The organism is Flavobacterium collinsii, assembly GCF_902804485.1.
GTDB classification, from domain to species: Bacteria; Bacteroidota; Bacteroidia; order Flavobacteriales; family Flavobacteriaceae; genus Flavobacterium; species Flavobacterium collinsii.
The window spans coordinates 1-14,066 of record NZ_CADCST010000063.1 but is presented as its reverse complement, the minus strand read 5'-3'; the positions used below and the strand labels follow the sequence as shown (position 1 = coordinate 14,066).

General features: G+C 36.6%; 10 protein-coding genes. All 10 read right to left on the bottom strand.

All coding sequences use genetic code 11. The features are described from left to right. Nucleotides 1–6: 6 nt before the first annotated feature. Complete coding sequence (locus FLA105534_RS04135) at nucleotides 7–693, bottom strand: conjugal transfer protein TraI (protein WP_173964775.1); 687 nt, start codon at nucleotides 691–693, stop codon at nucleotides 7–9. 12 nt (nucleotides 694–705) lie between these two features. Next, on the bottom strand, nucleotides 706–3,183 hold the full coding sequence (locus FLA105534_RS04130; RefSeq protein WP_455424118.1) for a TraG family conjugative transposon ATPase: 2,478 nt from the start codon (nucleotides 3,181–3,183) through the stop codon (nucleotides 706–708). A gap of 31 nt (nucleotides 3,184–3,214) precedes the next feature. Continuing rightward, nucleotides 3,215–3,532: a DUF4133 domain-containing protein gene (locus tag FLA105534_RS04125; RefSeq protein ID WP_173964773.1), complete on the bottom strand. Its 318-nt coding sequence runs from the start codon at nucleotides 3,530–3,532 to the stop codon at nucleotides 3,215–3,217. 10 nt (nucleotides 3,533–3,542) lie between these two features. Further along, complete coding sequence (locus tag FLA105534_RS04120) at nucleotides 3,543–9,119, bottom strand: helicase-related protein (protein WP_173964772.1); 5,577 nt, start codon at nucleotides 9,117–9,119, stop codon at nucleotides 3,543–3,545. 38 nt (nucleotides 9,120–9,157) lie between these two features. Beyond that, nucleotides 9,158–9,586, bottom strand: a complete 429-nt coding sequence (locus FLA105534_RS04115; protein WP_173964771.1) for a DUF1896 family protein — start codon at nucleotides 9,584–9,586, stop codon at nucleotides 9,158–9,160. A gap of 11 nt (nucleotides 9,587–9,597) precedes the next feature. Then, complete coding sequence (locus tag FLA105534_RS04110; protein WP_173964770.1) at nucleotides 9,598–9,942, bottom strand: DUF4134 domain-containing protein; 345 nt, start codon at nucleotides 9,940–9,942, stop codon at nucleotides 9,598–9,600. Nucleotides 9,943–10,078: 136 nt separating this feature from the next. Continuing rightward, nucleotides 10,079–10,558, bottom strand: coding sequence for a hypothetical protein (locus FLA105534_RS04105; RefSeq protein WP_173964769.1), 480 nt, complete (start codon nucleotides 10,556–10,558; stop codon nucleotides 10,079–10,081). 532 nt (nucleotides 10,559–11,090) lie between these two features. After that, nucleotides 11,091–12,269, bottom strand: coding sequence for an MFS transporter (locus tag FLA105534_RS04100; RefSeq protein ID WP_173964768.1), 1,179 nt, complete (start codon nucleotides 12,267–12,269; stop codon nucleotides 11,091–11,093). 11 nt (nucleotides 12,270–12,280) lie between these two features. Then, the gene (locus tag FLA105534_RS04095) at nucleotides 12,281–13,474 is read right to left on the bottom strand and encodes a hypothetical protein (RefSeq protein WP_173964767.1); all 1,194 of its coding nucleotides are present in this window, start codon (nucleotides 13,472–13,474) and stop codon (nucleotides 12,281–12,283) included. After that, the coding region (locus FLA105534_RS04090; RefSeq protein WP_173964766.1) for a ferric reductase-like transmembrane domain-containing protein at nucleotides 13,474–14,066 on the bottom strand (593 nt) is incomplete at its 5' end. The genes FLA105534_RS04095 and FLA105534_RS04090, both read right to left, overlap by 1 nt.

Below are 14,066 nucleotides of genomic sequence, written 5' to 3'. Positions count from 1 at the left end.
GGTTGTTTACGGAATTCCGTAAAATTGTTTGATGGATTTGACATCTTGCTGTGTTTTGGCTCTTTGAAGGCTCAGTAGTATATTCTGTCTATTGAAGAGTGTCAGGTCATCATAATTGGCATCAATCTGATCGGCAGCGTTATTGATGATTTCCAGTCTTTTAGCATCACTCATCTGTGTGGTAAAAGAATCCAGTACAAGGAAAATCTGATCAATGTTTTTCAGGCTTTCATCTAATATTCCGGAATACACACTTTGCATATAATTGAGTTCGCTGGCATTAAAATGAGCATCCTTTTGAAACAGGTTCCAGGCCCTTTCGTATTCTTCTACCAAACGAACCTCCTTTTTACTGATGTCTTTGATCCGCTGGTAATAGGTAATGATGGATTTGACTTTTGCCAGTTCCTCATAGTAATTTTTGTACAGGTCTTTTTGCTTTTGTGTCCACTCTGATATCTCATCCAATTTTAGTTTTGATAAAATATTTTCGATTTTTTTCTGCGCATTCTGAAGCCAGATCGTTTTGTTCTGCAATTTTTGGATCCTGAGGTCTATAGCCTTAATTACCTTTTTAGCAACCGCTTTTACGATTTCTAAAATCGGTATTGCTGCAACTGTTGCCGGTCTCGCCGGAGTGCTGATCAGTAATAAGCACAACAGGCAAATCATGATTTTCTTCTTTGTTTTCATAATTAGTGTAGTTTATTTTCCATTTCTCATATCAATAGCAAGCGCAGCAATACCTTTTCTGATGTCTCCATCAAATTTCTTGGCATATGCTTGTACTTTTACTTTTTCAGTTTCTTCGGTGGTGTAGGCCAAATATTCCTCCAGCGACACTTCCGTGCGGTAGACTTTAGATTGCATGCCTCCCAGGGAAATAAATACTTCTTTGTACTTTTTATCAGGATCATTGGCTTTGTTTACCGATAGCACTAGTGCCTTTTCTTTGTCGGTTAATCCAAGAAGCTCCTGAATTTGTTCGAATTTATTTTGATACTTACTCTGATCCAGTAATATCTTGCAGTCACTGTTATTGATAATAGCCTGCTTAACTACCGGAGAAGAAATGATATCTTCAACTTCCTGAGTCACTACAATGGCTTCACCGAAGAATTTACGAACGGTCTTGAATAAATACCGTATGTAATCTGCCATTCCCTCTTTGGCAATTGCCTTCCAGGCTTCTTCAATAAGGATCATTTTTCGAATGCCTTTGAGCTTGCGCATCTTACTGATAAACACTTCCATAATGATGATTGTTACCACTGGAAAAAGTATTGGATGGTCTTTGATATTATCGAGTTCAAAAACAATAAATCGTTCTTTTAATAGATCCAGATTCTCGGTAGCGTTGAGCAGGTAATCAAATTCGCCTCCCTTGTAATAAGGACGAAGCACATAAAGAAAATTATTCACATCGAAATCTTTTTCTTTTACCTTATCACCTTCCAATATTGTAACAAACTCATTTTTTAGAAATTCATAAAAACTGTCAAAACAGGGAAACAAATCCAAATTACTATCTAACTTTTCATAGTATAATTGAAGTGCATTGGACAGTGCCACATACTCACTTCTATTGAAAGTTTCATTATCTTTTTTCCAGAGTGCCAGGAGCAATGTTTTAATACTTTCTTTTTTCTCGGTATCGAGCGTATCACCTTCGCTGATGTAAAAGGGATTGAATCTGATCGGGTTCTTTTCATCGTAGGTAAAGTAGTAGCCCTTTACCATATCACACAATCCTTTGTAACTATGTCCCACATCGACCAATACAATATGAGTTCCCTGCTCATAATAGCTTCTAACCATATGGTTGGTAAAAAAGGACTTTCCGCTTCCCGAAGGTCCAAGGATAAATTTGTTTCGATTGGTGCAGATCCCCATCTTAACAGGCTCATCACTAATATCCACGTGAACGGGTTTTCCTGTCAAACGATCTCCCAATCGAATACCAGTTGGACTCAGTGAAGAGCGGTAACCTGTTTCCAGATTCAGGAAGCAAGTCGCTTGTTCCGTGAACGTATCGAAAGTGTCATTCATTGGGAAATCTGCGGAATTCCCGGGAATTCCTGCCCAAAATATTTGTGCAGCTCCCACTGTTTCTTGTTTAGCAGCTGCATCCATCTGAGCCAGTGCAGACGAAACTTTGTTTTTCAGATCTTTCAGTTCTTCTTTATTGTCCGTCCAAATCAATACATTAAAATGTGCTTTTACAGGCAGTCTCTGCTGGCTGATGGCCTCGTTAAGAAAATCATTGGTGGCATCACGGGCAATCAGATTCTCTCTGCTGTAAGCAGATAAGGATTGTAACCGCAGTCTTTTACTTTCGAGTTTTTGAAGCGTTTTCTGGAAATCTTCTATAAAAATATACTGGTTGTAAATATGATTACAGGAGAGCAATTGCCCGAGTGTTGAAGCAAATCCGATACTGAATTTGGTCTTATCGGTGGAATACCGGTCATAGTTGATTCGGGAACCACATAAGGCAGGCAGATCAGCTGCATCCCCCAACGTGTAAATCTGACAGTGTTTGTCGCCAACCTGCAGACCATCATCAAAAGCAATATCTTTAAAAACAAATGAGTTTTGTTTTTCGGATAAAAAGCAATATCGCTCTATAATCCCAATTTTTCTGCTATAGCTTTTGAGTTCATCGTTTCCAAGACGAGTCAGTTTTACAAAACCGCTGTCTTCCAATATGCGTCTGAATTGTCCGGTACTGTCAATAAACTCCTGACGCACTTGTACCTTTAATGTTTCTTCCGGAACTATTGAACTTCTAAGTAAATTTGAAAATAAGGAACTGGATGTTTTTCTTCCTGCCGGTTTTTTGGTTAAAAAAATGTAACAGGAATGATCCAGAAAAGGACGTTCATTAAAAAAGCGTTCACTGCTTCGGGTTAAAAAACTGGAGTCTTCACTTGTAAAATCAGGCTCAAACTTACTATCGATAAACCAGTCCTGTTTATGGAATACGCTAAATTTCGGGAGCAACTTTATCGCTTTAAGCCATGCCTGGTGGAATGCTTCGTATTCCTGATCAGACAAGGTAAATATCTCGGGCAGTTCCGCTTTGAATACGACCGTCACATCTCCTTGCTTGGACAGGATGCAATCGTGCTGCACATCCATAATTGGTAAAATATCATCTATCATCTTTTCCATCATCCTCATTTTTTACCGCTCAGCTAATGCTGAGCAAATTCTATTTCATCATCCTAAATATTTTTCTGCTTTGGGTTTTTACAGCTTTAGGAATCTGTCTTCTCGCTAAAGCCTTCATCATTCCATATTCACCGTATTTGTGGCTCATCTTATATATTTTCAGTACCCAAAATGTTCCTGAAACACCAATAATCCCTATACAGATTAATGAGGGCAAGCCGGCGATATACATAATAGCAAACAGTATCATAAGTACAATTACACCTCCACCCAAATACCAGATATATTGTGCCTTTAACCCTTTAAACTCTATGCTCTGGTTAATTCCTTTGTTGATTTGATATACACTGTTTGACATGGTATTTATTTTAAAATTTCATTCTGTTACTGCGTCTCATTTCCGAAAAAGAACGCTCCTGCCATTTCTCAGTAGTACTTTCGGCAGTTATATTTTTTTTTGATTCTTCAGTGCTAGTGCTCTTTACTGGCAGTTGAATTACCGGCACTGTATCGGTTAATTTTGTTTCATTATTAAGCTTATCTTCTTGCGGATTGGCTTCCTTCAATTGGTTCTCCTGAATTTTTAGGGCTATTTCCCTTTCCAAACTAGAGAGATCGCTTTTCATTTTTTGCAGTTCATGTTCCTGGCTAAATACTTTCGTACTTAATTGCTGTAATTCAGGTAACTGGTTTTCAATATCCTTTAGAGACTTTTGGTACTTTTCCTTGAGATGTTCCACCTTATCAATTACATTAAGAAAATGGCGGGCTGCCAACTTTGGGTTGTCTACATTGGGAGTTCCTCCATTGGAAGTGTATTTTATACCATCCTCCAAACGTTGCGCATAAAAGCTGTTTGAGTAGCGGTATTGGTACAAACCATCATTTTGAAAAGCTTCCCGTTCTCTTTTTATATAGAGTTTAAAATCATATAACTTTCCAATTTCTCTGGGCTGATTTTCACCTTCAGGAGGCTTCCAGTTTTTGTAGAGCAGGATAATTTCTTTACCGATACTTTCCGGATCTGCTGTTTTGCAGTTAAACAACTGTATAGGATTGGCTTTGGAACCATCAGGCTCATACTTCAAATTGTTTTTGTAAAAGCTGTGATCAGCAGTTAATTTATCCAATGTTTTAGTGGTGATTCCCTTTTCTTCTATGAGGTATTCAACCTGATATTTAGTTCTGGAAATTTCCTTGTAATGTGCTTTTTTGAGGCTTTCCATTACCGCCACTTTTTTCTCCAGTTTTGATTTTTCCAATAAAGAAGTATCTCCTGATAATACTGCGATGTATTCCGAAAAGTTCATTCCGCTCTGCTCATCCATTGCTCCTTCATCAATAGTCCTGACATTAAGTTCACAGTTTTTCATCTGACTGATAAATGTCTGTTTGTTCTTCAAAAGGTTGAATTTGTAATTGTCCAGTGACTGCTCCGTGGCATAGATGAAATTCTTTACTTTATTGCTGTAATGCTGTTTGGCAACTTCATTCCCTTGTCTGCTGCCACGTCCATTTCGTTGTCCAAGGTCAGAAGGCCTCCATGGAATGTCCATATGATGCATAGCTACAACACGCTTTTGCACATTAAGTCCGGTTCCCGCTTTTTCTGTACTGCCCAAAAGAATACGTATTTCACCCGTATTCATTTTAGAAAACAATTCTGGTTTCTTCTTTTCAGTCCAATCGTGTATGTAGGTAATCTCATGGGCAGGGATATTAAAATCCCGTATCAGTTTTTCTTTAAGGGCATCGTAGATATTAAAGGCATCCGGCTTGGGTGTACCGATATCCGAAAAAACAATCTGAGTGCCTTTATGCTCCATGGAAACCTGGTAAATTTCAGCCACATTTCTGGCGCATGTATTGACTTTATTGTTTGAATGGTCGCCATATCCTTCATTTATGAGCCTCATATCAGCAGCCATCTTTTTAGCATAATTGGTAGCGATGAGCATCCTGCCTTTATCTTCCTGTTGCGTTAGAGGTGCTCTGCCGATAAGTGTTGCATTACCTGTTTTTGCAAATTGCATCAGCTGGGTAATGAACTGACTTTGTTCGGGTGTAGGACTGATATTTACAAGCCGTTCATCAATTTCAGGTTTATCCAGATCAATATGTTTGGCTGTTTTGTAATCTGTAATCTCATTATAGAACAGCGCCAGTTCAGGAACTTTAATAAAATGTCGAAAACGCTCTTTGGCAATAATTTCATTGGTAACTGAAAATTCAAAATCAGTTGTTTTTCTGGCAAAAACAGCTGCCCATCCGTCAAAATTTTCAATCTGCTGGCGTTCCATTTCTTTAGGACGCAGGTATTTGAAAAGCAGGTACATTTCAGTAAGACTGTTGGAAATTGGAGTTCCTGAAAGAAAGGTTACACACAAATCCGAATCGAATTTTTCCTGAAGCGTGCGCACAGCAAATAACATATTAAGTGCCTTTTGACTTCCCTGCATGTTTCCAATTCCAGCAACACGGTCATGACGGGTAGTGAAAGTCAGGTTTTTGAATTTGTGTGATTCATCAACAAACAAATGATCAATTCCCATTTCTTTAAAGTTGATTCCACTGTCTTTTTTATCTTCTATATCTTTGAGCAATGTTTTTAGTCTGCCATCCAGATTATTTTTTCGTATTTCAAGACCTTTTAAAATTTTTTTAGAGATGTCGCCTCCCAAATCTCTGGCGGTATCAAGGTCCCTTTCTATATTATCGAGCTCATTCTGTAAAATCTCTTTTTGTATTTCCGGTGACTGCGGAATTTTACCAAACTGATCGTGCGTTAAAATGATGCAGTCCCAATTGTTATTTTTAATCTCATGGAAGAGTCTCATTCTTTTAGCCGGAGTAAAATCATTTTCGCCTGGTGCTAAAATTCGTGCATTGGGATAAGCCTTTCGATAGGTTGCTGCAATTTGATTTACATTGGCATTGAGTGCCAGTATTGCAGGTTTGTGAATAATTCCGAGTCGTTTCATTTCATTGGCAGCCACAATCATAGTAAGCGTCTTACCGAGCCCAACCTCATGATCGATTAAAGCGCCACGGTTCTGAATAATACGCCATGCCGCATTTTTCTGAGAGCTGTATAAATCATCGATTTCAAGCGCTTTTTTATCCAGACTCGGAAAACTCAGATGACTTCCGTCATATTCTCGTAATACATAACAATTAAATGTATTATTATAGAGACTTTCCAGTTCATTTTTATCATTTATTGGTAATTCCTGCAGCCACTCTATAAAGCCATTACGGATGCTCTCAATTTTTTGATGTGCAAGTTGAATAGCTTCATTGTCCGGCATTCGGATCGGTTTTCCGCCAGGTCCCTCAACTTCATAGGTAAAAAACGGTGCTGTATTTTCAAGTGCATGCTCCAATATGGTGTAGCCATAAGTGGTTCTGCCGTTTTTTGGAGTTACCGAAAACTCTCTGTCTATTTTGGTATTGTGTCCTGTACTTACTTTAAAGGTATCCAGTGATGGGAAATAATTAATTTCAGTTGGCTGGTCAAATAATTTTTCAGCGAAATTTTCATAGTATCGGGTTGGAATCCATCGTTCACCAAGGTTAAAATCTAGTAATTCAAAAGGGATACGTTCCGGCTGTACTTTTTCAAGTGCCTGCAATCCTTTGTAATATTGCGTGTTTTCAGGATATAACTGTACAGCCTGTTTAGCCTGCTGCAGCTTTTCCACGACGTTGCCGCTTAAATACAAATCTGAAGTTTCCCAATTCTGACTTGTTGGATTTAAATAGATTTGATGGTTCAAACGCTCTATAACCTCATTTTGTTCAAGTCCTGTTGCGGCTGCTATAAATCCTAAGTCAACTGCTCCAATTTCATTCAGACTTCTGGCTAGTGCTTCAATGGGATCGTCTGTATAATAACGTTCTTGTTGTTTTACGACAGATTCGATTAAAATATCCGACTTCACATAACGTTCACCTTCTTTGCGTTCTAGTGAAGAAAGAATGGTAAAACCAAAAGCAGAATCCTGCATGATGAGCCTGCGGTTCTCAGAACCATTTAAAATACCATAGTGAGAAACAAATTTGGTATACTGCTCATCGAGATTTTTTCGAACTTCATCACTGGCCGTTTGGTCTGATTGCTCTTTCTCAAACAATTCCAGATAATGATCCCGAATAGTAATATAGGCATCATAGAATTTCAGATTGCCTTGTGATGCTAATGGTTGGAAAAAAGCCTGTTTGTGCTGCTCATTTATATCACTTATGATTCCAACGGCTTCTCCAAGCCGAACCAGCGTGCCTTCTTTATAGAAAGATTTCAATGGCGCCAATTCTTCGTAAAGCTGCCTTTCCAGATTAAAGGCCGATTCCAGGGTTTGGTCTCCTTCATAAGTATACTTATGATCGTAGTACTGAAGGGCATTGGATAAAGCCAGTAATTCATGAGGCAGTAATCCGCCATTCATCCAATTGGCTGAAAAGCCATCTATTTCTTTTACATTAGAATATAATTTATACAAATACCGATTGGACTTGTTTTGTTTGGCAGCAATCAGCACAACATTTTCATGTGATGGATTATCAGTGGTACGTATGGTACTGAGTATTCGTGCTGTTTTTTTATCTACTACGGTTTCATCCAGAGGATTGATGTAATCCATTGCACGGTTGATATTCTCCGCAGGCACAGTATCAAACAAGCCAAGCTGAACTGAAATACCACTTGCCTTACTCTCAGGCATGGGTAAGTAAGTAAATTTCGGCCCGATTGTTTCAGCGGGTTGAGCGATCTCGTTTTTTTGAGCTTGTTCAAAAAGTTCCTTGTTAAAGTTATCTTTTAGTCCTTTGGAAATATTATCTGCAAGACGATCTTTAATAGAATTGATATCACCGTTTTGTCTCACGCTTTGGTGTGCCTGTCCGTATTGGTTTTTACCGGCTCGTATTTCATTCCCAATTATAAGTTCGGGTCTGTTGTGCAGGTATTTATTAATACTGTATTTTCCAAATTCATTTTCCAGTTCAATGGTTTGCAACAACTCATTTTCATTGTCAGAGAGCATTTGTTTATGCTCGTTTTTTTGGACAATAAGCAGATGATTAGGAGCGTCCGTATTTCCGGTTTCCTTCATCAAGTTATCAGGCATAACGCTGGCACTCACAAAATCTGCATTTTGAAAAAGATATGCGCGGACACTCTCATTGGAAGGGCTGCTTAAAAAACCGTCTGTAGTTATGTAGGCCATAAGACCGCCATCCGCGAGTTTGTCCAGTCCTTTGGCAAAGAAGTAATTGTGGATTTTTCCTGAAATCGCTTTATCGGGATAGGCTTCGTCATACACAGAAAAATTACCAAATGGAATATTGCTGACCACAAGATCATAACTGCCGTTATCATTTGTTGGTGCTTCTTCTAGTCCTGTTATATGCGTGGTATTTTTAGTTGACAGTGTACTGTTTAATGCCGAAAGTACCAGTCCGCTTAATCGGTCTTTTTCCACAGCAGTAATTTGTTCCAAATCTGAAAATGCTTTTTCTGCTTCTGTTACAAAAATGCCTGATCCTGCCGATGGTTCGAATACTCTTTTAGGGATAATGCCTTGTTCTTTCAAAGCAGTGTAAAAAGTTTTGGGAACAATCTCCGGAGTATAAAATGCAGTAAGGACACTATTACGAAGTGATGAAACAACTGCATTATAATCCTTTTCAGAATAATGTTCCTGCAATATTGCATGCAGTCTTGTCATCTCTGGATGTAACTTCAGGTCTTCTTTTGTAGCTCCAGATTTTACCCATTCTTCAGTAGTGCCATTGGGATATAATATAGCTTTGATACCGCCAAATCCTGCATATGCCTTAAGAGCTGTAACTGCTTCTTCCGATAAAGCATTACCTTGCTGCCATTGCATGGCAATGGTAATTGCCTCGATATTGGCACTTAGTTTTTGGGATAGATTGTAAGCCATAATTACTCCTTTTTATACTATATACTGCTATAAATAGCTCAATTCAGATAGTCAGTAATCTGACCAATAAGGGCATTTCTCAAATTGGGATCTTCTTCATTTTCTTTAGTAAAACCAATGGTTTCAAAAATGGGTTTGCAGCTTTCCATAATGTTGATTACCTCATAGGTCAGGATACCTGACTCCTGAAAACCGGCATAGGTTTTCTCAAACTCCTCAGAAAGCAGGGAACGGAGATATAAAAAACGGGAAGGTTTCAGATCTTCAGTAAGTACATTGAGACATATTTCTTCAATGATATATTGAGGTGTCCCGTCAGATAACATATCGTCCAATATAGATTTAATACCATTTATTTTTTCATTGAGATAATCAAGTACACTATAATCTTCCTGAAGCGTAAACATCAAATCGGGATTGTTATGGATAATGTAGAACCATAACTTTTCTTTGAGCAGCTCTTCCATAGCAATTGTTTTTAAATCCCAAAGAAGGATTTGATTACTGTGGCTACTACTACCAGAAAAACACAGCTTCCAAACCAGGCTGCCGCTACTTTTCCGGTGTCAGGATCACCAGCATTCCATTTTTGATATACTTTCACAGCGCCTATTAGTCCCAGTAATGCGCCTACGGCATACATGAGTTCTGTTCCTGCATCAAAATAACTTCGTACTTGTTGGTTGGCTTCATTGATTCCGGCCAGACCATCCTGCGCGTAGGTTTCATAACTGATCACAAAAAGGATTTGCGCCAGAAGAATACCAATACTATATGTTTTTTTCTCCATAAACTTTTTAAAATTCCAATTCCATTTTTTCATCACACATTATTTTAAAGTTTAAAAATTCAGATAAAAAACGGAGGTGTTACCGCTGTCACAGTCCACTTTCCTGTTACATCTGTCATACCGCGCCGGGATGGACAGGGGCAGTTCCTCCGTTATATTGTTTTAGAGTTTATTCCCAAAGGGCTTCTGCTTCCTTCTGGGTTAAAGTGATTGATTCGAGTTTGCCACATTCTGAGACTATCAGCTCGCTTATTGAGGAATTAAATGGTGAGTTTTTCACTGAGGGAAATTCCCTTAGAAGAAGTTGCAGATAATAGGTAAATTCTTTTTTGACTAATTTTTTCTTTGCGGCATCTGCGATAAAAGTTTTTAATCTTGCCACCAGAGCATCAACATCCTGAAAGGTGGTGTCAAATTCTCCTAAAGAAGTTGGGTCTGAAATTGTTTGAGGCGACTCTTTATAGTCTAATTCGGATTTAAGATCTTGGTCATCTGGATTTTCAAATCCACGCAATTGAAGTTTCCGTTTTCCTGATATAATTTCTTTGAAGTCATCAAAATAAAATCTGAATCCAACAAATAAATACCAGCTTGCCAATAGTAGAATAACTACAATTATGTAATTACCCCATGAAATGTTTGTAAACATACGCTCTTCATTTTATCGTTCTACATTAGTTTCTCACAAAATCCGGTTTCGAAATCCGGATCATCATCATTACAGGGCAAAGAAACGATAGACTGCAAGCTGCTACAAGTACAACTTTTTGTTGTACCCCTGTTGTACCCCGTTGTACCCCCAGTAAAATCAAGGAGAAAAAAAATAAAAAAAATGTAAAAAATAAAAAAGCCTCCCGAATGGAAGACTGATTTGATTATAGAATGAATTATTTTAGGATCGTTATTTCTGTACTAAAATGCTGAAAAATCGATTTTTTACATAAGAATAAATTGAAAAATAAAATTGGACAATGCCAAACGGTTGTTAAATTAATTTAAAACCTAAAATAGTGTGTTGCATTTACTCAAATACCAAATCTGAATTCATCGAATTTATTTTGTGTTGTGGTCAAAATATTTGGAGAACCATTTAACAAATGATAGGCATATTCTATGCGAAAATTTGTTAATTTATTGGTGTAAGATAGATTATAACTAAAAGCCTTTTACAGTCATACTTATTATTTTACAGGTTTAATTTTTAGTAAAAAATAAAATACAACAAAAATTGTTACTACCGCAGTTACCAAAAATGTAAATTTTGCACCAAATTGATACCAAATTAAGCCTGCTAATGAACTGGCTAACATAGTACAAATACTTTGAAATGCTGAATAGGTTCCGATGGCAGTTGCTGTATCTTTTTTCTCGGCAACATTACTTATCCACGCTTTTGAAATTCCTTCGGTTGCTGAAGCATAAACTCCGTAAATAAAAAACAAAGAAGCTATGGCATAAATATTTGTAGAGAATGCCATTCCAAAATATACAACTGAAAATAATGAAAGTCCGAAAATAAACATCTTCTTTAATCCAATTTTATCTGCATAAATGCCTATTGGAAAAGCAGAAAGTGCATAAACCAAATTGTAGAAAATATAAATCCCGATTACTGCCGTATCATTTAGTCCTTCCTGTTTTGCTTTTAACAGTAAAAAAATATCGGAACTGTTAAACAATGTAAATGCCAATAACCCGATTACTAATTTTCGATACTGTAACGGACTAGTTTTCCAATAATTTATAAAGGAGAAAAAAGGTATTAGTTTTCTTTCTATTGGATGGACTTTAGTTTTGTCCTTCAGAAAAAAGGAAGCCACCACAGCAAGTAATCCAGGAATAAAAGCTACATAAAATAGTGTTTTGTAATCCTGTGGATAAAAGTATAGATACACTAATGCTATTGCTGGTCCAAGAACAGCCCCAAAAGTATCCATTGAGCGATGAAAACCAAAGATTTTTCCTTTGGTTTCCATTGTTGCTTCATCCGATAAAATTGCATCTCTTGCTCCAGTGCGTATTCCTTTTCCGAAACGGTCAATAGCTCTCGCAAAGAAAATCCAAAGCGAAAAAGTAAAAACTGCCATCATTGGTTTTGAAATAGTACTTAATGCATAACCCAATTGCACAAACGGAACTCGTTTTCCGGAATTGTCAGATAATTTTCCGAAATACCCTTTGCTTAATCCTGCTAATGCTTCAGCAAAACCTTCCAAAACACCTATTAATACAATGGAAAATCCGATTGTCTTTAAGTAAATGGGCATTATTGGGTATAGTATTTCGCTTGCTGTATCAGTAAATAAGCTGACTAAAGAAAGTACCCAGACTGTCCGAGTTATGTAGTTAAATATTTTCATAAAGGATACAATTAAAATCTTAAATATCTTGTTGCATTTACTCGAACTCCAAATCTGAATTCATCGAATTTATTTTGTGTTGTGGTCAAAATATTTGGAGAACCATTTAACAAATGATGTGCATATTCAATATGAAAGTTTACTAATTTATTGGTGTAAGGCAAGTTATAATTAACACCCATTTTGATTGCTTGTTCTGTTGCTTTTTCAATAGGATTGTTTAATACAACTAAATCATAACGCACGAATGGAACTAAATCTCCAAACTTTTTTTCATCAAATACTTGAAATTGAAGTTGGCCATAACCACCTGTAACATTTAACTTTTGGTCTGAATAATTAGAATAAATCGCTTCATATTCTATTGTATAAAAATGCTTTCCAATAGTATTAGTGTAGTCCATATTATTTTCAAAAGTCAGTTTAGTTCCTGTTGCAGGAGTGCTTCCTAAAGACACATTATTTATGCCCGAAATAAGTGTAAAACTTTTATCTTTTATGTTTCTAGTATGGTCTATCGCTAAACCAATATTTAATTTTTGATTGCTTTTATCTGAGGCTTGAATAATAGATTGGGTAATTTTAAATGTCAGTGCATTCCAAAATTGAAAACTCGGATGGTCTTGATTAAGAGAACCTCTATTGTCCTGCATTGATGCTTGCAAGAATGTTCTTTTCGATACTTGTGATTGAATTTGCAAACCCCATTGTGTACCAAAATTGCCCGTACTGCCGTGTTCTTCTAGAATTAAACTTCGGTTTATTGTTGGCAAATTTCCCGAAGATAAATTATCTTCTTTTGATAAAATATTCGTGTTTTCGCCAAATAATATTCGAAATTTATTGGGGTCATTTGCATTTTGAAAAGTTATATATAGATTTTCCCAAATTTTAAATCGTTCACTATCTTGAAAAAAGTTATTATCGGTAAAATCAACTTCATAAAATACAATGGTACGAAATTTATTTCCGCTTATTTTGAATGGATAACTAGGCAATTGAAATTCCATTCCTTGCCTTACTCTTCTCCAAACAGGAGATAGATTTGGAGAAAACAATCTTTCGGCAAATCCCCACGTACTCCATTGAAAATCATTTTTCTTATACTGTAAACCCGCATCAGGATTATAACTAAAATGATTTATACTGTCATTTTGTGCAATCGCATTAATTGTACAAAATAGAAATAGACATAAATATTTCATTATACAATTTTTGTTTTGTTATGAAATTTATATCGTAGATAAGCTGCTACTAATAAAACTACTAGACAAAGTTCTGAAACCACTTTTTCGGCATCAAAAATATCAACAGGTCTATTTTTTAATAAAGGATCCATTACTATTCCGTGAACCACAAAAAGCATTGCTGTTGTGTAAGATATAAGGTGTATATTTTTCCAAGCTCGGAAACTTATCTTGTCTCTTATTACCTTTTGCGTGGTAATAACAACAATCATTAATGCAAACATGGAAAGTGTTCCTAGTGTTACAAATACTTTTTGTGTGGGTGCATTTATTGGAAAAAAAATGTCATTTAATTTGAATTTTGTTGTTTTGTCAAACAACAAGAATAATGGGTGCAATAAGACTAAAAATAAGGCGAAATAAGCTGTCCAATTATGTAAGTTATAAATATTAATTTGTTTGATGCGTTGCGGTAATGATTTCCAATATTTGTGTTTTTTATAAGTGGTACTAATCATCATTCCTAACAGAAAATTAAAAGTAAGCACTATTGATGCGACCAATCCCATTGAAGCGGATAGGTCTAATAAAGTTATATCTAGCATTATTA